Source organism: Halorubrum sp. FL23 (assembly GCF_052439115.2).
GTDB classification, from domain to species: domain Archaea; phylum Halobacteriota; class Halobacteria; order Halobacteriales; family Haloferacaceae; genus Halorubrum; species Halorubrum persicum.
The window spans coordinates 38,156-56,944 of sequence record NZ_JBQVRO020000007.1 but is presented as its reverse complement, the minus strand read 5'-3'; the positions used below and the strand labels follow the sequence as shown (position 1 = coordinate 56,944).

Sequence of the window (18,789 nt, the reverse complement as noted above, 5' to 3'; positions counted from 1 at the left end):
ACGCGCGAGGGAGCGGTGAGCGCTCGGAGAGCGCGAACCGCGAGGCTGGGGAGGCGTGAGGTGCGGTCGCTGTGCGGGTGGGACTCAAAGGGGCAGCCGCGAGGGCGAAGACGGGCGACGCAAGCACTGCAGGGAGCGAACAACGTGAGCGACCGAAGCGCGCAGCGAGCCCATCGAGTCCTCGCGGCTGGGGCTTTGGAGGAGTTCACCGCCTACCCGGCGTCAGCGATCACTTATAAGCGAGCGGCTGGGGCTTTGGAGGGGTTCATCGACGATCCGCCAGCAACCGCGTATACGCGGCCGCGTCAATCGCGACGCGTCTATCCACGGTCCACGTACCGAGGCAACGCCCGCCACTGTCACGCACCCTTTATCAGTCCGTCCCGAAGCGGGGGGCATCCATGCCACGGGTGAGCGCCGGGGCGCGGCTTCACTTCGGCTTCTGTAACCTCAGCCTCTCGCACGAGCGGCTGTACGGCGCCCTCGGACTCGGACTCGCGGAGCCGCGGGTCGTCGTCGACGCGGAACGGGCGGAAGCGGTGAGCGTCGAGGTCGAGCCGTCGGCCGCAGATCCGGCCGTCCGCGACGAGGTGCGCGAGTACGCCGCTCTCGCCGCCGACCTCCTCGGTGTCGGCGGCGCTCGAATCGCGGTCCGCCGGACCCTTCCGCGCCACGCCGGCCTCGGGAGCGGCACGCAACTGGCCGCGGCGACGCTCGCAGGGGTCGCGGCCGCCCACGGACGGGACCCCCGAGTCCGGGAGCGCGCGCCGGCGCTCGGTCGCGGCGGGCGCTCTGGCGTCGGCGTCGCGACGTTCGAGGCCGGCGGGTTCGTGCTCGACGCCGGCCACCCCACCGCGCGGTTCACCACCGACCGGCCGGCCGACGGCGAGTGGACCGTGCCGCCGGTGGCCGCCCGCCACGCCGTCCCGGACGAGTGGCGGTTCCTGCTCGTGCGCCCGAACGCCGCGCCCGGTCGGAACGGCGACGCCGAGGACGACGCGATGCGGACCGCGGTCGAGCGGGCGGAGCCCGGGCTCGCCGACCGGATCGGCGGGATCGTCACCCGGCGCGCGCTCCCGGCGATCGCGGAGGGGAACGCGGAGCGCTTCGGCGCCGCGGTCGCGGAGATCGGTCGCCTGAACGGCGCGTGGTACGCCGACGAGCAGGGGGGCGTCTACCGCCCGCCGGTCGGCGACGTGGTGGCGTCGCTGTCGGACGCCGCGGCCGTGTTCGGCGCCGGGCAGTCGTCGTGGGGGCCGACCGTGTACGGGGTCACGGACGCCGCGAACGCGAGCGCGGCCGCGACCGCCGGCGAGCGGGCGCTCGCCGAGGCGGGCGTCGACGGGACGGTCTCCGTCGCGGCGGCGGCCGCCGACGGGGCGCGGGTGACAGAGCGGGAGTGAGGCGAGCGCGGTCGGCGAACGAGCAACAACACTAAGCGGAGCGCCCTCCCCATACGGAACATGCCGAGTCTTCCGTTCGGCGTCGCCCGGCTCGACTCGATCCTCGATGGCGGGGCGCCGCCGGGGAACGTCGTGTTGCTCGCGGGCGAGTCCGGCGCCGGCGCGCGCGAGTTCCTGTACACCAGCGCCGCGATGAATGCCCTCGGGCGAGCCGACGCGGAGCTGTTCGACCTCTACTACGGCGATCTCCACGCCAGCGCGGCGCTCCCCGACGAGGTGCACTACCTCTCCTTCACCGCCGACACCGACGCGATCACCCGGGAGATGGGGTACACGATGGCCGACGAGATCGTCGACGCCGCGATCGACGGGATCAACTTCCGGGACCTCTCGCCCGAGTACTTCCAGCTCAGCCCGATCCCGCGTGACTGGTACGAAGACGAGACCACCTCGATCACGGAGCTGGGCGAGCGCGGCGAGTACGAGGACGTGCTCACCGCGTTCGGCGATTACCTGTCGGCGCACGCCGACGGCAGCCTCGTCTGTATCGACTCCGTGACGGACCTCATCTCGATGGTGGACGACGACCTCGAGTGGAGCGACGTGGCGATGGTGATGAAAGGGCTCAAGAAGGCCGCCTACGAGTGGGGCGGACTCATCCTCGTGCTGGTGAACACCGACTCGATCTCCGACCGCGAGTTCGGCGCGCTGATGGACGCCGCGGGCGGGACCCTCCAGTTCACCTGGGAGAGCGGCGGCTCGCAGCGCGCCAGAACGATGTTCGTCCACGAGTTCCGCGGGGTGCTCTCCCGGCTGGAGTCGGAGAACATCGTCCGGTTCGAGACCGAGATCCACGACGGCGGCTTCGACATCAGCGACGTGCGCAAGATCCGGTGACCCCTAACCCGTACCAGCGACGCCCGGAGTCCGTCCCCGAGTATCGATCCGGAGAACGGCGCGACAGATTACTTAAGTCTCCCCGCTAAACGGAGCGTAGATGACGGAGGATCCGCGATGAGCGATCTCGATCCGACCGACGAGACGGTCGACGCCGCGATCGAGAGCGCCGCCGACGAGACCGACGTCGGCCGCGAGGAGCTGCTGAAGCGCGCCATCGTCGCGCTCGCAGATTCGGAGGGCGTCGACGTTCCGGACGCGGAGGAGGTGGCGGCGATCCGGACGCGACTCGACGACCTCGACGCCGAGGTCGACGAGAAGATCGGGGACCTCCGGGAGCGGTTCGTGGATCTGTACCACGATCTGGAGGCGAAGGCCCCCGCCGACCACACCCACGAGGAGATGGGCGACCGGCTGGACGCGATCGCGGCCGACCTCGATTCGGTCGCCGACCGCGTCGACGAAGTCGAGGCCGAGGCGGCCGCGACGGCGACCGTCGGCGAGGCGGTCGAGGAGACGATCGACGCCCTCGACGACCGGCTCGCCAGCGTCGAGTCCCGGCTCGACGACCTCGACGACCTCGACGAGCTGCGAGACCGGACCGAGGGGATCGACGACCTCGAAGCCCGAGTAGCCGATCTGGAGGGGCTCGACGACCGCGTCGACGACCTCGACGAGATCGAGGAGAAGCTCTCGCGCGTCGCGAGCGCGGTCGTGAGGGTCCGCCGGCGGCTCGAGGCGGCCGAGCGCGACCGGGCCGACCGCGAGCGGCTCGACGCCGTCACCGCCGCCGCGAACCGCGCGGGGGTCCGGAAGGCCAAATGCACGAACTGCGGGAACACCGTCGACATCGGCCTGTTGACGGCGCCCGAGTGTCCCCACTGCGGCCGCCGGTTCGAGGAGGTGGAACCGAGCCCGGGCTTCCTCGGCACTTCGCGACTGGTCGTCGGCGACCAGCCGGCGCTCGACGGCGAGGTGGGCGGGGACGCCGGCGGCGGCGCGGACGATAGCGACCGCCGAGCGGCCTCCGGCTCCGGCGGCAACGTGAGCACTCGCCAGACCGACGGGGGCGACGAGCCGTGACCGACGACGAAGCGGATCCGGTCGCTGACGCGGACGAAGGCGAGAGCGAGAGCGCGGACGAACTGTTCGGCGACGAGTCGATCGAGGACGCCGGCGAGGTGGACGACCCGTTCGCCGAGTTGGACGACGACATCTCGGGGGAGAACGCCCCCGAAATCGATGTCGACGCGGAGGGCCTCGATCCGGCAGAGGCCGACCCGGAGAGCGCCGACGCCGGGAGACCGCTCTTCGGCGAAGCGAAGACGGACGATCGCGAACCCGACGCGGACGCCGACGGCGACCGCGGCGCGGTCGGGGGACGGTCTGCCGCGGACGCGGGTCGAGGGGAGACCGACGACCCCTTCGACGAACTCGGCCCGGCGACCGGCGAGACCGACGCAGACCTCGACGACATGTTCGAGCAGATGGACGTCGGTAGCGTCGGGGACGAGGACGTCTGGGAGTCGCTCGACGAGGACGCGGCGGGCGCCGGCCTCAGAGAGGGGTTCGTCGACGCCGACGTGGAGCGCGTGATTTCGAAGCGGACGTACTGCCAGCAGTGCCCGCACTTCTCGGCGCCGCCAACGGTCGCCTGCGACCACGAGGGAACGACGATTCTGGAGGCCGTCGGGTTCGACGAGTTCCGGGTCCGGAACTGCCCGATGGTCGACGAGGACGATCCGACGTTCGACGCGAGCCGAGGAGAGTAACCGGAATCAGGCACGTATCGCGGTCGCGGGATCGAAGACGGTTTCTGGACACGCTCAAGGGAGTCGGGTTCCGAGAGCGTTCCGTTCGTGGGAACAGTTCGACAACCGGGCGAGAAGGGCGTCACCTTCGGGTCAGGATCGCTCACCGGCGCGATAGGGGATTCGATTACGGTGATCCCGCTGGTCGTCGCGCTCGCGCTACTGACGGACGTGTCGCTCCCGCACGCGCTCGTTGGGTTCGGGATCTTCCAGATCGTCTGGGGGGTCCGGTACGGGCTCCCGGTGTCGGTCGAGCCGATGAAGGCGCTCGCGGCGCTGGCGATCGCCGGCGCGCTGACGTACGCGGAGCTCGCGCTCGCCGGGCTCGTCCTCGGCGCGCTCCTCCTCGCGATCGGGGTCACGGGGGCGCTCGCGCGAGTCGAGCGCTGGATCGGCGAGCCGGTGATCCGCGGGGTGCAGTTCGCGGTCGGCCTGGTCCTGCTCGAAACCGGGGTCGACCTCGCGCTCGGCGACCCGGTCCTCGCCGCGGCGGGGGTCGCGATCGCCGCGGCGGCCGCGCTGGCCGGGCACGGGAGGGCCAGCGCCCTCGCGGTCGCGGTCGTGGGGATCGCGTTCGCGCTCGTCACCGCCGGGCTCCCGGCGCCGCAGTGGCCCGGGGCGCCGCCGGGGCTCTCGCTGCGGGTGCTCGCCGGGGCGATCACCCGGAACACGGCAGACGGGATCGCCGCGCAGCTCGCGATGACGATCGGGAACGCCGCGCTGGCGACCTCCCTGCTGTTCGCCGACCTGTTCGACGCCGACGTCACGCCCGACGAGCTGTCGGCGAGCATGGGCGTGACGAACCTCGTCGCGGTGCCGCTCGGCGGGATTCCGATGTGCCACGGCTGCGACGGCGTCGCGGGCAAGCACGCGTTCGGCGCCCGGACCGGCGGCGCGAACGTCGTGCTCGGCGCCGGCTACCTCGTCGCCGTCCCCTTCGCGACGCCCGCCCTCCTCGACGCGTTTCCGGTGGCGATGCTGGGCGCGCTGCTCGCGATCGTCGCCGTCTCGCTCGCTCGCAACGCCGTCGACTCCGAGAACGTCGCGCTCTCGGTCGCCATCGGCCTCGTCGCGCTGGCGACGAACCTCGGCGTCGCGTTCCTGCTCGGGATCGTCGCCCACCTCGCGTGGGAGCGAGTGAGAGCACGCGGAAACGAGCACGCCGATCGCTTATAAACAACTGCGGTGGCGTGCGCCTGTGAGCGCCCGGGGGGCGCGAACAGCACCGCGCGAGGTCGCCGGCGCTACGCGCCGGCTGCCAGAGAATCTTTCATTCTCGCTGGAGTCAGTCGCCGCAGGCGACTGACGAGGCTGGGGAGGCCTGAGGTGCGGGCGGTGCTGTGCGGGGCGGGACTCAAAGGGGCAGCCTCACCGGCTGGGGCTTTGGAGGTGTTCACTGCCGATCTCCCGTCAGCAACCACTTATAAACGAACGGATGCACCAAAACCGGACTCGTCCGCGACCGATCCACCCACTACTTACAACACCTCTTCGAGCGCGTCCATGACCTCGTCCACCCGCTCGACCCGCGCGTTGTGTCCCATGTGCCCGATGCGCAGGATATCGTCGGCCAGATACGCGAGCCCCGTCGCGAGGAGCACGTCGTGTTCCTCGCGGAGGCGCGTCTGCAGCTCCTGTGCCCGCCCGGGCACCGCGAAGGCCGTCACGGTCGGCGAGCTGCGCTCCGGGTCGGAATACGGCGCCAGCCCCAGCTCCGCGCCGCGCTCGCGACACCGGGCCGCGGCGGCGCGGTGTCGCTCGCGGACCGCGTCGAGCCCCTCGTCGAGCCACAGTCCGAGCGCCGCGTCGAGCGCGACGACCTCGGTCGTGAGGTGGGTGTACGGGAACCCCTCGTCGGTGTCCCGCCACGGGAGGAAGTTCGTGTACAGCGAGTGCGGCTCTCGCTCCTCCATCGCCGCCCACGCGCGGTCGCTGATCGCGGCGGTGGTGAGCCCCGGCGGCGCGCTGAAACACTTCTGGGAGGCGCCGAGGCACACGTCGATCCGCTCGGTCGGCACCCGGACGCCCCCGAGCGACGAGACGGCGTCGACGACGGTGAGGATCTCCCCGTCGGCTTCCGCCAACAGGTCGAGCGCCGGCTCGAGGTCGTTGAGCGTACCGGTCGGCGTCTCGCAGTGGACCATCGTCGCGACGTCGAACGAGTGGTCGTCGAGGACCGACTCCAGCTCCGCGAGCGGGAGGGAGTCGTCGTAATCGGTCGAAACCAGCGTCGCCTCGCCGCCGTAGTCCGCGACGAAGTCGGCGAAGCCGTCGCCGTAGAGCCCGTTCGAGAGGCAGAGCACCTCGGTCCCCGGCTCGACCAGCGAGGCGATCGCGGCCTCCAGCCCGAGGATCCCCTCGCCGCCGGGAACGACCACGTCGCGGGTCGACTCGCCGGCCGGTCCGTCAGTATCGACGCCGTACACCGTCGCCAGCCGGTCGGTCAGCCGGTCGTAGATCCGGTGGAACTCGGGGTCCACGTCGGGGTTGATCAGCTCGCGGCTCATCGCGTCGCGGACGGGAGCGGGGACCGCGGTGGGCCCCGGGGTCATGAGCATACGCCGTCACGGCGTTCCATCCGCATAAGCGCGCCGCCCGACTCCGGTGTCGGTGCCGTCGTCAGAGCCGGCGACGAAGGCGGCGCCCGCCTCTCACCCGGCCCACGGGTAAGTATATAAGCCGGCGAATGGAGTTCGACGTATGACACGAACAGGCCGCCACCCGCCACAGTCGGCCAGTTTCCCCGGCGGGTGCGAACCGACCGAGGGGCGGGGGGCGTGAATGGCTCGACGGTCGCTCGCCCTCTTCGCGGCGGCGATCCTTCTCGTCGGCGCGTTCGCCGGTCTCGCCGGCGCGCAGGAGGAACCGCCGTTCGTGCGCGGCGAGCCCGAGTTGGACGTGTACCTCCCGGAGTCGACCGTGTCGCCGGGGACGGCGACCGATCTCGCGGTGCAGATCGCGAACGACGGCGACGTGGACGCGGGGTCCGACCTCCGGCGGGACACCGTCACGACCGCACGGAGCGTCGTCGTCGACGTGCGGACCGACGGCTCGCCGCTCGTCGTCGAAACGGGCCGGTTCGCCGTCGGGTCGATCGGTGACGGCGCGGTCCGCGAGGTGCCCGTCTCGGTCAGGGTCCCGGCGGACGCGGAGCCGGGGACGTACACGCTCGACGTGCGGCTCGAGTACTCGTACACGCACCTCTCGGCGCCGCGGAGCGGCGTCGTGCAGGACCGATCGCGAACGCGGACCGAGTCGGTGTCGGTGACGGTCGACGACGGCCCCCGGTTCGCGATGCGGACCGTCGACGCCGACGTGCAGGTCGGCGACTCCGGAACGATCGCGGCGAACGTCACCAACGTCGGCGGCGAACTCGCCCGCGACCTGTCGGTCGAACTCGCCGCGAACGGTCCCGATCTCACCCTCGGCGAGACGGAACGGAACACCGCGCGCGTCGACCGACTCGCCCCCGGAGAGAACGCGACGGTCCGGTTCCCGGCGAGCGTCAGCGCGGACGCCGCCGCGGAGTCGTTCGACCTCACCGGGACCGTGCGGTACACCGACGACGAGGGCATCCGCGGCGCCCAGGACGGACTCCCGGTCGGGGTCCGACCGCTCGCCGAGCAGTCGTTCTCGATCGCCGTCGACGACTCCGCGCTTCGCGTCGGCGAGAACGGGAGCGTGAGCGGGACGATCCGCAACGACGGGCCGGTCGACGCTCGGGCGGTCGTCGTCGCCGTCGGCGACGGGCCGTTCGTCTCCCGCAGTCAGCGGTACGCCGTCGGGGACCTCGCCGCCGGCGAGAGCGCCGCCTTCCGGTTCCGCGGCGCGGTCCCGGCGAGCGCCGACTCGGTCCCCCAGCAGGTGAGCTTCGCGACGAGCTACCGGAGCGCCGCCGACACCGAGCGGACGACCCGCGAGGCGGTCCGCGTCCCCGTCGCCGAGCGGCGGGACGCGGTGGCGGTCTCCCCGGTCGACCCGCGGTTCGTCGCCGGCGAGGACGGCGTGTTGCGGCTCACCGTGACGAACCGGCGCGACGTCGAGGTCCGGGATGTCGAGCTGCGGCTCGCCGTCGACGCGCCGCTGGACAGCGAGTTCCGAACGACCGTGATCCCGTCGCTGGCCCCCGGAGAGACGGGAGAGGCCGCGTTCGACCTCGCGGTCGACGGCGACGCGCCGGAGAGCCGGTACCCGGCGACCGTCGACATCGCCTACACCGACCCCGACGGGGTCCGCGTGACCGGCGACACCGCGACGGTCGCCGCCTCGGTCGTCGCGTCGTCGGGCGGCGAGGTCCCCATCGAGGCCGTGGTGTTGGTCGTCCTCCTGCTCCTCGTCGCCGCCGGCGCGTGGTGGTTCTATGTCCGGTGAGACCGACCGTCCCCTCGTCGTCGAGGGGCTGACGAAGGCGTTCGGGAGCGTGGTCGCGAACGACGACGTGTCGTTCACCGTGAGCGAGGGGGAGGTGTTCGGCTTCCTCGGCCCCAACGGCGCGGGGAAGTCGACGACGATACGGCTGCTGCTCGGGCTGTTGAAGCCCACCTCGGGGACGGCGAGGGTGCTCGGTGCCGACATCCGCGACGAGGCCGCGCTGACCGCGGCCAAGCGTCGGATCGGGTACCTCCCGGCGAATCTCGCATTCGACGAGGGCGTGACCGGCGAGGCCGTGCTCGACTACCACGCCGCGATGAAGGGCGGCAGTCGCCGCGCGGAGCTGTTGGAGCTGTTCACCCCGCCGATCGAGCGACCGGTCCGCGACTACTCGACCGGGAACAGACGGATGCTGGGGCTGGTGCAGGCGTTCATGCACGACCCCGACCTCGTGATCATGGACGAGCCCACCGCCGGGCTCGACCCGCTCAAACAGGAGGCGTTCAACGAGTTCGTCCGGGACGAGCGCGAGCGCGGCACGACCGTGTTCTTCTCCTCGCACGTGCTGAGCGAGGTGCGACGGGTCTGCGACCGCGTCGGCATTCTCCGCGCCGGGGCGCTCGTCGAACTCGAGGACGTCGAGGCCCTGCTCCACCGCGGCGGGAAGCACGTGCGCGCTCACGCCGACGACGCGGCGGTCGAGACGATAGCCGGCCTCGACGGCGTCATCGACCCCGAGCGGTTCGCAGAGGGCGTCCAGTTCATCTACGCCGGCGACGTCAACGCGCTGCTCCGCGAACTCGCGGCGCACGACATCCGCGACGTGGAGATCGGCGAACCCCCGCTCGAAGACGTGTTCGCGCACTACTACGGGAGCGAAGGGACGGCGGACGGGGAGCGCGAAGGCGCGGGCGACGGGGCGGGGCCGGCGGATGTTTGAGACCGCGCGGTACGAGGGGAAGCGACGGATCCGCGGCGCTGCGATCCTCACGGCGGGGATCGGGGCGTACACCGGGTTCATCGTCTGGTACTTCACCGTGCTCGAGGAGGTCGACTACGAGGACATCTTCGAAGAGCTGCCGCCGGCGATGTTGGAGGCGTTCGGCATCGAGAGCCTGTCGACCATCGAGGGGTTCCTCGGCGCGCAGGTGTTCAACTTCGTCTGGCTGCTCGGACTGGGGTTGTACTTCGCGTACGTCGGCGGCGGCGTCGTCGCGCGAGACGTCGAGACGGAGCGGATGGACCTCCTGTTGTCGCTTCCCGTCACGCGCTCCCGGCTGCTGGTCGAGAAGTTCGCCGCGCTGCTCGTTCCGATGGTCGCCGTCAACGCCCTCGGCGGTCCGATCATCTACCTGTTCGTCGTCGCCGCCGGGGAGACGATCCCCCTCGATCACCTGCTCCTCACGCATCTGTTATCGGTCCCGTTCCTCCTCGTCTGTGCGGGGATCGGCCTCGCGTTCTCGGTCGCCGCCGACCGCGCGGCGATCGCCGAGCGGGGGGCCGTCGGCACCGTCTTCGCCTTGTATCTCGTCGAGTCCGTCGTCGGCGGGGCCGAGGGGTACGACTGGATACAGTATCTGAGCCCGACGCAGTACTACGACCCGACGCCGATCCTGATCGACGGGTCGTTCGAGCCGATCGACTCGACCATCCTCCTCGTCGCCGTCGTCGGCCTGCTTCTGCTCTCACAAGCCCTGTTCGAGCGCCGAGACGTGTGATATCACCGGATAAGCGGGCGTTTCCGTTCGCCGATACGTTAATACGTTTCTGTCGCTTCAGTTACGACGATGATGCTTCCGACCCACGTGCTCGGCGGGATGTTGCTCGCCGCGCCGTTGGTGCGTGTGGCCCCGGAACTGGCGCCGATCGGGTTCGTCGCCGGGTTCCTCGGGGGGCTCTTTCCGGACCTCGACATGTACGTCGGCCACCGGAAAACGCTCCACTTCCCCGTGTACTACAGCCTGTTCGCGGCGATCGCCCTCGTCGCGGCTCTGGCCGTGCCGTCGGCGGCGACCGTCGCCGCCGCCCTCTTCCTCCTCGGGGCGGCCCTGCACAGCGTCGCCGACATGTACGGCGGGGGGTTAGAGCTGCGCCCGTGGGAGGGGAACTCCGACCGCGCCGTGTACAACCACTATCACGGGGCGTGGATCCCCCCGCGGCGACTCGTGCGGTACGACGGCGCGGTCGAGGACCTTGCGCTGTCGGTGGGGTTGGCGCTCCCGCTCCTCTACCTGCTCGACACGCCGCTTCGGCGGGTCGTGCTCGGCACCCTCCTCGTCGCGGCCGTGTACACGGTCACGCGGCGGTACCTCGCCGAACTCGCGGCCCGGATCACCCCCTACGCCCCGGCGACCCTGTTGCCGTACCTCCCGGACCGGTACCACGACGACGACGCGAGGCGGTAGGAAGCGGTCGCGCTCACTCGCGACCGCGACCCGCGGGGCCGAGGCCCTCGATCGCGCGCGCCGCGTCGAGCACCTCGTCGTGGAGCGCCCCGTTCGAGACGACGAGCCCCGTCGAGTCGTGTCGCCAGCGGTTCCCCTCGAGGTCCGTCGCTCTCCCGCCCGCCTGCCTGACCATGAACACGCCCGCGACGGAGTCCCACGGGTTCGCCCGCAGGTTCGAGATGGTCCCCTCCAGCCCGCCCGCGGCGACGGTCGGGAGGACGACCTGCGCGGCGCCGAGGCGGCGGAGGTCGCCGAACCGGCGGACGATCGCCTCGCAGGCGGCGGCGTACGCGTCGCGGGAGTCGAACGCCCACCACAGCGTCGGGTCGACCGCGCCCCGCCGCGGGTCGGACACGTCGCTGACGCGCATCCGCGTCCCGTTGCGGTACGCGCCGTCCGCGTCGGCGGTGTACACGTCGCCCAACGCGGGTGCGACGGTCGCCGCCGCGACCGGCTCGCCGTCGACGACGGCCGCGACGGCGGTCCCCCACACCTGGATGTCCCGGACGTAGTTGTTGGTGCCGTCGATCGGGTCGATCACCCACGCGGCGCCCTCGTCGGGGACCGTCTTGCGCTCGTCCTCCTCCTCGCCGACGATCGCGTCGTCGGGGTACGTCTCGCGGATCGCCTCGATCACGGTGCGCTGGGCCGCCCGGTCCGCCTCCGTCACCACGTCGTCCTCGCCTTTGGTCTCGACCGCGATGTCGCTCCGGAACCGGTCGTTCGCGACCCGCGCGCCCGCTCGAGCCGCGCGCTCGGCGACGGCGGCGCGGTCGTCTGTGTCGGTCATGGGCACGCTCCGACCGCCAAACGCGTATACACGTCGATCTCGCGGATCCGGCGCCGGCGACGGTTCCGCGAGCGGCGCCGGCGATGAATAATTAACTCAATTCCGAATCCGAGTATGTTTAAGTAGGTCCGGGGTAGAGGAACGCGTATGGAACCAGAGGAAGCGGTCCGCCAGCTCGAGTACGCCATCGACGCCTCCCTCGACGAGACCGGACAGCGCGCGGCCGCCGGCTACCGCCCGACGTTCGAGCGCGTCGCCGAGCGCGCCGACGGCTCGGCCGTCTACGCGCTCGCCTGCGACCTCGCCGACGAGGTCGTCGGCGGGGACTGCCCCAGCCCCGCCGAGGCGAATGCGACCGCCGAGCGCGTCCTCGACGACTGGGCGTACACCGACGGCGGGGCGTAGGGCCCGGCTGTTCTGCGGCCGTCACGGATCTCCCTTCGCTTCCTCTCTCATTCGCTCGTCCGCCCAGCGATCGGTCCGTCGGTACCCGTTCGCTCGTCGCCCCAGCGGTCAGCGGGGCGCCCGCCGGACGAGGTACAGGGTGGCGAGCACGATGGCGACCAGCGCGACCAGTCCGGCGAGGTCAGCGAGGTCGAGTTCAGCGGGCTCCGTCGGCGCGGTCTCGCTGGTCCCGTCGTCCGCCTCGTCACCCGGTGACTCCCCCTCGCCCGCCGTGCCGCCGGAGCCCGAGCCGTCGCCGCGGCCTGCGCCTCCCCCAGAACCGACCGCACCGGATCTCTCCGGCTCCGTCACGGTGATCGTGCCCGCAGCCGCGGGCTCGGCGAGCGCATCGCCCGCGAGCACGAGGTCGTAGGTACCCGGATCGTCGAACCGCACGGTCACCGTCGCCGTCCCCTCCGCGCCCGGAGCCGCGTCGATCACGACTGGCCCCTCGGAAACGGTTCGCGCGTCGCCCGCGGTCTCGATCCGGATCTCGGCGTTCTCGGCGGGGGCGGGTCCGGCGTTCGACAGCGTCAGACCGAGCGTCGCCGCCTCGCCGGGCGCGACGGTCTCGGTCGAGAGTGCGATCTCCGCGGGGACGAGCGCCGGGCGCTCCGCCGCGACAGCGAACGCGGATGACCCCGCGGAAACGGCCTCGATCCGCACCGCGTCCCCGCTCGCGTCGACGACGCTCGTCTCAGCCCGCTCCCAGCCGGTGTCGGTCTCCCGGTAGACGGCGAGCCGTCCCGGGGCGACGCCCGCGGCCGCCAGGCGCTCGCGATCGACCGCGAGCGTCGCGGTGGCCTCTTCGATCGGTTGGTCGCCCTCCGCGAACGTGACCGTGTAGTAGCCGAGCGGGTCGACGCCGGGCTGGAGCGACCGGAGCGATTCGGTGTCTGCGGATCCGGTCGGTGCTTCGGTCGTTCCGCGCACCACGAGGCTCGCGTCGCCGGGCGCGGCCCGGACGAACGTCAGCGTGTCGAGCCGGACTCCGGGGTCGCCGACGTGGAGGCCGTCGAGGTCGAGGTCGGTGTCGGCGCCCCCGACGATCGACCGCACCTCGATCTCGCGGACCGCCGGAGTCCGGCGCTCCATCGACACGACGGGGCCGCCCGTGGCGCTGGAAGCGCCGTCGACAGCGTCCGGCTCCTCCGGTTCCGCGACCCGCGCGTGGACCGAAATCTCGTCGATGAGTCGGTCACCCGGAGCGATCTCGGCCACGCGGGTGTCGATCTCGACGCCGACCGGGACGGCGTCGTCCTCGGGCGCGAGCCGCGCGGCGTCGTCGGGGCTCTCGACCGACTCGCCGTCGACGACGAACGTGACGCCCACCCCCTCGTGTTCGATCCACGCCTCGGCGGACGCGTTCCCGTCGTAGGTGATGTAGAAGAGCGCGTTCTCGGTGGCGACGGCGTCGACGTTGACCCCCTCGGCGTCGATCCGGGGGTTGTCCTCGCTTATGTCGATCGCGAGTTCATCGTCCTCGTCGAGGTAGGCGTAGGGGTTGTCGCCGGGCTGGAGGGCGACGTCGTCGGTGACGGGGTCGGCGGGATCGTCGAGGACGACCGCGCTGGTAGAGACGGCGAGGAGGACAACAGTTGCGGCAGTCGCAAGTGCGAACAACGCGGTTGATCCTCGAGTCGACATTAACAAGGTGATATATCTAGAGGTACCAAAGTAATCGGTCCTCGATGGTTTGGATACAAACTCAGGTGTAATTCATCTACCAAAACTAGTACTCATAGTAGATCTGATAGAGAAAATGAGTACCAGAAAATGCTGGTGCCGATCAGGATATTGCTCCTGCTCCAACTTTTAGAGATGCGGTAAAGAAGTCGCCAACATCTCCATCCAGTGCGTTCACGACGAAGGAGACACCTAGTGCGTCTCCCGAACCGAGTTCTAGTGAGGATGAGGCGGTCTGATTCGGGTACCGCAATTCACTCACTTTCCCATCGGAGTCATGTATTTCGAACACGAAACTCGTATCACTGGCATCCGACCGACTGCTGGTCGGGTCTAGTGTGAATGTGACATTCATCGCGGTGTTCGTCTGATTCGCTATCAAGAACGCGGACTGGAAGTCATTAACGTCGGCACCAATCGGATCGTTCGTAGTCTCTAGGGTGAACCATTCTGGCGTCACCTTGGGGTACGTCTCAGTAAAGTAGCCGAACTGGTAGAGAGAACTAACATTTATGCCTGGATCGGTGATAGATATCGTTAATTGTCCGTCTTCATCCATCTTTACACCAGCGACTTTATCATTCGGAATTAGTCCAACTAGGCTCTGCGAATCGTCAGCGACTGAGATATCTGCCGTCCGGTTCACCTGTGCTGAAGTAAATGCTCCCGTTCCGAGAGTGGCACTTGCACCAGTAACGGTCGCACTCAGCCCGAGTAGCAATTGTCTTCGTCTCATTATCACTCGTTCCTCACGTTAGACTCGCTGCATCGGACTGACCAACGTGACCCCGACTCCAGCGCAGCTACTGGTTGTGGGAATTGTGGTCCACCAACCGAAGTTTTGGTACATTTCATAGTTGATCCCCACCAATTGGAGGCGTGCTGAGAGGGTATACCGGCCGACTGTGGTGACTCAGGTGTACAACACGCCTCTAATTGTGGATCACTCCACGCCGGGATCCGCGGCTTCGTTGGCACTGATCGTCAGCTCTTCAGCCAGCGAACGACCGTCCGGCGTTCCACCGTCGCTCGTATCGACTTGGATCGAGACGTACACCGACTCGCCCGGGGGAATCGCTTCGTCTGGATCGTTAGCGTTGTTGAAACTCAAGGCCTGCAGCGCGTCGCCCTGACCAGTGGTCGGGTCGCTGAGATCGAGCTCGGCGGTGTTCGTGGCCGTCGCACCGTCCAGTTGGCTCGGGTCATCAGTGCTGGTTGATCCATCATCACCACTGATAGCGGTCGCCTTCCCCTGAAGGTACACTGTCGCACCTGTGTTTGCCGATGCGGTGTTCATACCAATCTGGAGGTCGAGCGTCTGTCCACTCATGTTGCGGACGACGAACGCTGACTGATCCTCGCCCGAAGACTCCACGTACGGCTCTCCGTCACCACTGGCCGCTGGAGCACTATCATCATCGTAAAGACTGTCAAATGTGATTCCGTCACCCTTTCCATCGTCGTTCATGGCGCCGATCTGGTACGTCGCATTATCATTAACACCAGATCCGCTCGCGTCTTTACCGAAGTCGATGTACAGCTCGCCGCCTTCCTGTCCAATTCGATCCCCCACGCCACGAGCTCCACCAGCTTCGAGCTGCAGATACGCATTTGAGTCGTTTTGAACCGTAACATCCGCGCTACGCGGCACGACTGCACTCGTAAACGCACCAGTCCCTGTTGCAGCTGCCCCACCGGCAGCGAGCGATCCGAGTCCGATCACGAATTTGCGACGATCCATATCGTATCTCACCTGTGTTCACACACCCCCGCAACCCGGACGCCCGGACCGGGAGTGCTTGGCTATCACATACGGGGGGATGTACTTCGTTATGATATTCTCGACATGTTCGCGTGCCGGTCTCGTTGAGGTGACGGGCGGGGCGTGATGTGCCGCGTGTGCGCCTCGTTGCTCGCATCGTGGCGATCCTGAAGCCGACCAAACCGCCGGTTTGATCAGTTCTGACGAGCGTGCGGACAATCAACGACAGCCTGAAGAACCGGTTGGGACTGCGTACTGGCCTCAGCGAGTCCTCGTTTGCCCAACGATCTGTCGCTGCTCCCATACTCTTTCTGAAACTAATCAATTAACTATACAACCCATTTATGACAAGACCCCACACACGATATAGGTGAATAACGCCGGTTCTGGGAGGGGTGCTCACCGGCGTCGATTCGGGGTGCTCACATCAATGGTGTCTACAGCTGTTACGACGAACGAATCGGCCCGAAACGGAGGTGAACTGTCCGAAGAGGAGATATTCGAAGTGCTGTCGAACAGGCGTCGACGCTTCGTCATCCACGCGCTCAAGCGCGCCGAGGGTCCGCTCGAGGTCTCCGAGCTCTCCACGCACGTCACCGCGTGGGAGGTCGGCGTGGAGCCGGAGGAGGTCCGGTACGAGGACCGGCGAAACGTGTACAGCACGCTCCAGCGCACGCACCTGCCGAAACTGGAGGAGAAGAACGTGGTGACGGTCGACGAGGAGACGAACGTCGTCGCGCCGACGCCCGAACTGAAGAGCCTCGACATCTACGTCGAGGTCCTCGGGAGCAGGGAGATCCCGTGGAGCCTCTACTACGTCGGGCTCGCGGGCGTCGCCGTCTCGCTCCTGCTCGCCGTCGCCACCGGAACGCCGGGGTTCGCCGCGCTCGAACCGCTCGATGTCGGCGTGTTCACCGCCACCACCTTCGGCATCTCGGCGGTCGTCCACCACGTCATCGGACGCAGAGCGCGCCTCGGCGACACCGAGAAACCGCCGGAGCTGCGCAAGCGCGAATGAACGCCACAACCCGATCGCCGCCGGCCCGCGTGAGCGCCCTGCGGACGCTGAGCCTCGTGCTCGCGTTCACGGCGGCGGTCGGGCTGATATTCGGCACCGCGGGCTTCTCGGCGATGGAGGCCGACCGCGGGCTCGCGGTCAACGTGACCGACGACGAGAGCGCGTACCTCGGCTACGAGGCGGTCAACCACACCGTCCACGACGGAGAGCCCACAGACATCGTCGAGTACCGCAACCAATTCGACTCCGACCTCGGCGAGTTCGACGTCGAGGTGTCGTCGGACCACGGCCGGGTGACTGTCGTGTCGGCTCCCGAAGCGCTCGGCGAAGGGAGCAAGAGTCGGGTGACGCTGGTGATTCGCTGCGACACCAGGACAACAGTCCCGCTCCTGTTCGAGGCCGACGGGAACGGCGGCGGCGTCAGCGTCTCGCTGGACCGCACCCACACCGTGACCTGCGTGCCGAAGGGGCCGACGGTGACGGGGGTCAGCTTCGACGACGCGTCGAACGGGCGCGTGCTGGTCGACGGCGAGGGCGGAGCGGTCGCCGCGGACGTGTGGATCGTCGGGAATCCGCCGACCGAGCCGACCGGCGATCTCTCCGAGGTGGAGTTCGACGGGACGGCGACGTTCGACACCATGACGAAGATTCGTCGGCAGGTCAACGCCACGCCGGCGAACTGGAAGATCGTCGCCGTCGAGTTCCCCGACCGGAACGTCACCTACTTCCATCCCGGCTGGGACGCGGGAGTCTACGAGACGCCCGCGACCGCCGACGGCGTCGCCTACAACGGGACGGTCGACGAGGGACTCGTGGCGAGTGCCTCGGTCGAAAACGGCAGCGTCGTCGTCAACGGGAGCAGCGGCGACGGGTGACCGCTCTCACGGCCGATCGGCGATCGGCGTCATAACTCGACCCGCGCCCCCAACTCCGGCGCGCTCGCCGCGAACCCGTCCTCGCGCAGGTCCGCCGCGAACCCCTCGCAGCGGTCGCCGTGGTTCACGAGCACTCTCGACCCGCGGTAGGCGTCGAGGAACGCCTCCAGCCCGCCGCGGTCGGCGTGCGCGGAGAAGTCGAACGACTCGACCCGAGCGCTCACGGGGCGGACCGTCCCGTTGATCGCCAGCCGGCCGTGGTCCTGAAGCTCTCGACCGGGGGTCCCCTCGACCTGATACCCGGTCAGCGTCACCAAGTTGGTCGGACTGCCGCGGATCGCGGGGAGGTACGAGTGAACCGGACCGCCGGCGAGCATCCCCGAGGTGGTGACGATCAGCTCGTTGTCGCCCGCGATCCGCTCGCGCTGGCCGTCCCGACCGGTGACGAAGCGCGCGCCCCCCGTCGCCCGGCGGAGCGCCTCCGGATCCCGCAGGAACTCGGGGTGCCGGCGGGCCAGCCGCGTCACCTCGACGCCCATCCCGTCGACGTAGGGAGTCAGGCCGTTCGCCTCGGCGACGAGCATGAGCTCCTGGGTCCGCCCGATCGCGAACGCGGGCGCGACGACGGTTCCGCCCTCCCACATCGCCGTCTGCACGCGCTCCGCCCATCGGTCCTCGACGGCGCCGCGGTCCTCGTGGGTCACGTCCGCGTACGTCGACTCGCAGATCACGGCGTCGGCGTCGGGGCGGGCGGTCGTCCCGGAGACGAGGCGCTGGTCGTCGGTGTGGAAGTCGCCGGTGTAGAGGAGGGCGGTCTCGCCGTCGTCGACCGTCACGTGCGCCGACCCCGGGATGTGGCCGGCGTTGAACAGCGTCACCTCGTACTCCGTCCCTCCCGCCTCGACAACGAACGGCTCCCGATAGGCGTGGCGCTCCTCGACCTCGCCGAGCCGTGCGACGTGCTCCTCCGAGAAGGGACACAGGGGGCTGTTGCCGTGGAGTTTCAGGGTGTCGCGGGCCAGCGTCCGCGCGAGTTCGGCGGTCGGCGGCGTCCAGTGGATCGCCGGTCGGCGGTCGCCCTTCAGGAGGGCCGGCACCGCGCCGACGTGGTCGAGATGCCCGTGCGAGACCACCACGGCGTCGGGTTCGGGGTCGCGGAGGGGGTACTGCGGGGGGTCCGCGGTCAGCAGGCCGTAGTCCAGGAGGAGCGCGTCGTCGACGAGGACCGCGCTCCGTCCCACCTCGCGGGCGCCGCCGAGGAACTCGACCTCCATCGTCGGGAGTT

General features: G+C 69.3%; 18 protein-coding genes. 12 read left to right on the top strand and 6 right to left on the bottom strand.

What is annotated here, in order from left to right:
• Positions 1-401: 401 nt before the first annotated feature.
• The 5 genes from ACT4MF_RS10295 (at position 402) to ACT4MF_RS10275 (ending at position 5,287) form a co-directional block, all read left to right on the top strand.
• Positions 402-1,403 carry a beta-ribofuranosylaminobenzene 5'-phosphate synthase family protein gene (locus ACT4MF_RS10295; protein ID WP_444682559.1) on the top strand — a complete coding sequence of 334 codons (1,002 nt, stop codon included), beginning with the start codon at positions 402-404 and terminating at the stop codon, positions 1,401-1,403.
• Positions 1,404-1,463: 60 nt separating this feature from the next.
• A complete protein-coding gene (locus tag ACT4MF_RS10290; RefSeq protein ID WP_099256252.1) occupies positions 1,464-2,300 on the top strand; it encodes an RAD55 family ATPase in 837 nt (278 codons plus the stop codon).
• Between the two features lie 117 nt (positions 2,301-2,417).
• The gene (locus ACT4MF_RS10285) at positions 2,418-3,383 is read left to right on the top strand and encodes a hypothetical protein (RefSeq protein WP_245851713.1); all 966 of its coding nucleotides are present in this window, start codon (positions 2,418-2,420) and stop codon (positions 3,381-3,383) included.
• The gene (locus tag ACT4MF_RS10280) at positions 3,380-4,072 is read left to right on the top strand and encodes a DUF8135 domain-containing protein (RefSeq protein ID WP_444682558.1); all 693 of its coding nucleotides are present in this window, start codon (positions 3,380-3,382) and stop codon (positions 4,070-4,072) included. The genes ACT4MF_RS10285 and ACT4MF_RS10280 overlap by 4 nt, the downstream gene beginning before the upstream one ends.
• An 87-nt stretch (positions 4,073-4,159) precedes the next feature.
• Positions 4,160-5,287, top strand: coding sequence for a putative sulfate/molybdate transporter (locus ACT4MF_RS10275; protein ID WP_444682557.1), 1,128 nt, complete (start codon positions 4,160-4,162; stop codon positions 5,285-5,287).
• 302 nt (positions 5,288-5,589) lie between these two features.
• Here ACT4MF_RS10275 and ACT4MF_RS10270 read toward each other — a convergent pair whose 3' ends face one another.
• A complete protein-coding gene (locus ACT4MF_RS10270) occupies positions 5,590-6,669 on the bottom strand; it encodes a pyridoxal-phosphate-dependent aminotransferase family protein (protein WP_444682556.1) in 1,080 nt (359 codons plus the stop codon).
• A 223-nt stretch (positions 6,670-6,892) separates the two neighbouring features.
• On the opposite strand from ACT4MF_RS10270, the gene ACT4MF_RS10265 reads away from it, so the two are divergent.
• The 4 genes from ACT4MF_RS10265 (at position 6,893) to ACT4MF_RS10250 (ending at position 10,887) form a co-directional block, all read left to right on the top strand.
• Positions 6,893-8,482 carry a COG1361 S-layer family protein gene (locus ACT4MF_RS10265; protein ID WP_444682555.1) on the top strand — a complete coding sequence of 530 codons (1,590 nt, stop codon included), beginning with the start codon at positions 6,893-6,895 and terminating at the stop codon, positions 8,480-8,482.
• Positions 8,472-9,422 (top strand): ABC transporter ATP-binding protein, encoded by a 951-nt coding sequence (locus tag ACT4MF_RS10260; RefSeq protein ID WP_444682554.1) that lies wholly within the window; start codon positions 8,472-8,474, stop codon positions 9,420-9,422. The genes ACT4MF_RS10265 and ACT4MF_RS10260 overlap by 11 nt, the downstream gene beginning before the upstream one ends.
• Positions 9,415-10,200 (top strand): ABC transporter permease, encoded by a 786-nt coding sequence (locus ACT4MF_RS10255; protein ID WP_444682553.1) that lies wholly within the window; start codon positions 9,415-9,417, stop codon positions 10,198-10,200. Before ACT4MF_RS10260 ends, ACT4MF_RS10255 begins: the two co-directional genes overlap by 8 nt.
• 69 nt (positions 10,201-10,269) lie before the next feature.
• A complete protein-coding gene (locus tag ACT4MF_RS10250; RefSeq protein ID WP_444682552.1) occupies positions 10,270-10,887 on the top strand; it encodes a metal-dependent hydrolase in 618 nt (205 codons plus the stop codon).
• Between the two features lie 13 nt (positions 10,888-10,900).
• Here ACT4MF_RS10250 and ACT4MF_RS10245 read toward each other — a convergent pair whose 3' ends face one another.
• Positions 10,901-11,719 carry an inositol monophosphatase family protein gene (locus ACT4MF_RS10245; RefSeq protein WP_444682551.1) on the bottom strand — a complete coding sequence of 273 codons (819 nt, stop codon included), beginning with the start codon at positions 11,717-11,719 and terminating at the stop codon, positions 10,901-10,903.
• Positions 11,720-11,866: 147 nt separating this feature from the next.
• On the opposite strand from ACT4MF_RS10245, the gene ACT4MF_RS10240 reads away from it, so the two are divergent.
• Positions 11,867-12,124: a hypothetical protein gene (locus ACT4MF_RS10240; RefSeq protein ID WP_099256260.1), complete on the top strand. Its 258-nt coding sequence runs from the start codon at positions 11,867-11,869 to the stop codon at positions 12,122-12,124.
• A 108-nt stretch (positions 12,125-12,232) separates the two neighbouring features.
• Here the strand turns inward: ACT4MF_RS10240 and ACT4MF_RS10235 are convergent, their stop codons facing one another.
• The 3 genes from ACT4MF_RS10235 to ACT4MF_RS10225 all read right to left on the bottom strand — a co-directional run bounded on the left by ACT4MF_RS10235 (position 12,233) and on the right by ACT4MF_RS10225 (position 15,590).
• Positions 12,233-13,786 carry a hypothetical protein gene (locus ACT4MF_RS10235; protein WP_444682550.1) on the bottom strand — a complete coding sequence of 518 codons (1,554 nt, stop codon included), beginning with the start codon at positions 13,784-13,786 and terminating at the stop codon, positions 12,233-12,235.
• A 166-nt stretch (positions 13,787-13,952) separates the two neighbouring features.
• Positions 13,953-14,408, bottom strand: a complete 456-nt coding sequence (locus ACT4MF_RS10230) for a hypothetical protein (protein ID WP_444682549.1) — start codon at positions 14,406-14,408, stop codon at positions 13,953-13,955.
• A 384-nt stretch (positions 14,409-14,792) separates the two neighbouring features.
• The gene (locus ACT4MF_RS10225; RefSeq protein WP_444682548.1) at positions 14,793-15,590 is read right to left on the bottom strand and encodes a hypothetical protein; all 798 of its coding nucleotides are present in this window, start codon (positions 15,588-15,590) and stop codon (positions 14,793-14,795) included.
• Positions 15,591-16,041: 451 nt separating this feature from the next.
• Here ACT4MF_RS10225 and ACT4MF_RS10220 point away from each other — a divergent pair, with 451 nt between their 5' ends.
• Both ACT4MF_RS10220 and ACT4MF_RS10215 read left to right on the top strand, forming a co-directional pair.
• Complete coding sequence (locus ACT4MF_RS10220; protein WP_444682547.1) at positions 16,042-16,629, top strand: DUF7344 domain-containing protein; 588 nt, start codon at positions 16,042-16,044, stop codon at positions 16,627-16,629.
• Complete coding sequence (locus ACT4MF_RS10215) at positions 16,626-17,504, top strand: hypothetical protein (RefSeq protein WP_444682546.1); 879 nt, start codon at positions 16,626-16,628, stop codon at positions 17,502-17,504. The genes ACT4MF_RS10220 and ACT4MF_RS10215 overlap by 4 nt, the downstream gene beginning before the upstream one ends.
• A gap of 29 nt (positions 17,505-17,533) precedes the next feature.
• Here the strand turns inward: ACT4MF_RS10215 and ACT4MF_RS10210 are convergent, their stop codons facing one another.
• Positions 17,534-18,778, bottom strand: coding sequence for an MBL fold metallo-hydrolase (locus tag ACT4MF_RS10210; protein WP_444682545.1), 1,245 nt, complete (start codon positions 18,776-18,778; stop codon positions 17,534-17,536).
• Positions 18,779-18,789 lie beyond the last annotated feature (11 nt).

What these genes read in the sequence shown, in the direction of transcription:
- ACT4MF_RS10230 (WP_444682549.1), bottom strand. Translation starts at nt 14,408, where the DNA reads ATGGATGAAGACGGACAATTAACGATATCTATCACCGATCCAGGCATA.
- ACT4MF_RS10285 (WP_245851713.1), top strand. Translation starts at nt 2,418, where the DNA reads ATGAGCGATCTCGATCCGACCGACGAGACGGTCGACGCCGCGATCGAG.
- ACT4MF_RS10250 (WP_444682552.1), top strand. Translation starts at nt 10,270, where the DNA reads ATGATGCTTCCGACCCACGTGCTCGGCGGGATGTTGCTCGCCGCGCCG.
- ACT4MF_RS10295 (WP_444682559.1), top strand. Translation starts at nt 402, where the DNA reads ATGCCACGGGTGAGCGCCGGGGCGCGGCTTCACTTCGGCTTCTGTAAC.
- ACT4MF_RS10255 (WP_444682553.1), top strand. Translation starts at nt 9,415, where the DNA reads ATGTTTGAGACCGCGCGGTACGAGGGGAAGCGACGGATCCGCGGCGCT.
- ACT4MF_RS10220 (WP_444682547.1), top strand. Translation starts at nt 16,042, where the DNA reads ATGGTGTCTACAGCTGTTACGACGAACGAATCGGCCCGAAACGGAGGT.
- ACT4MF_RS10215 (WP_444682546.1), top strand. Translation starts at nt 16,626, where the DNA reads ATGAACGCCACAACCCGATCGCCGCCGGCCCGCGTGAGCGCCCTGCGG.
- ACT4MF_RS10270 (WP_444682556.1), bottom strand. Translation starts at nt 6,669, where the DNA reads ATGCTCATGACCCCGGGGCCCACCGCGGTCCCCGCTCCCGTCCGCGAC.
- ACT4MF_RS10210 (WP_444682545.1), bottom strand. Translation starts at nt 18,778, where the DNA reads ATGGAGGTCGAGTTCCTCGGCGGCGCCCGCGAGGTGGGACGGAGCGCG.
- ACT4MF_RS10265 (WP_444682555.1), top strand. Translation starts at nt 6,893, where the DNA reads ATGGCTCGACGGTCGCTCGCCCTCTTCGCGGCGGCGATCCTTCTCGTC.
- ACT4MF_RS10260 (WP_444682554.1), top strand. Translation starts at nt 8,472, where the DNA reads ATGTCCGGTGAGACCGACCGTCCCCTCGTCGTCGAGGGGCTGACGAAG.
- ACT4MF_RS10290 (WP_099256252.1), top strand. Translation starts at nt 1,464, where the DNA reads ATGCCGAGTCTTCCGTTCGGCGTCGCCCGGCTCGACTCGATCCTCGAT.
- ACT4MF_RS10225 (WP_444682548.1), bottom strand. Translation starts at nt 15,590, where the DNA reads ATGGATCGTCGCAAATTCGTGATCGGACTCGGATCGCTCGCTGCCGGT.
- ACT4MF_RS10240 (WP_099256260.1), top strand. Translation starts at nt 11,867, where the DNA reads ATGGAACCAGAGGAAGCGGTCCGCCAGCTCGAGTACGCCATCGACGCC.
- ACT4MF_RS10245 (WP_444682551.1), bottom strand. Translation starts at nt 11,719, where the DNA reads ATGACCGACACAGACGACCGCGCCGCCGTCGCCGAGCGCGCGGCTCGA.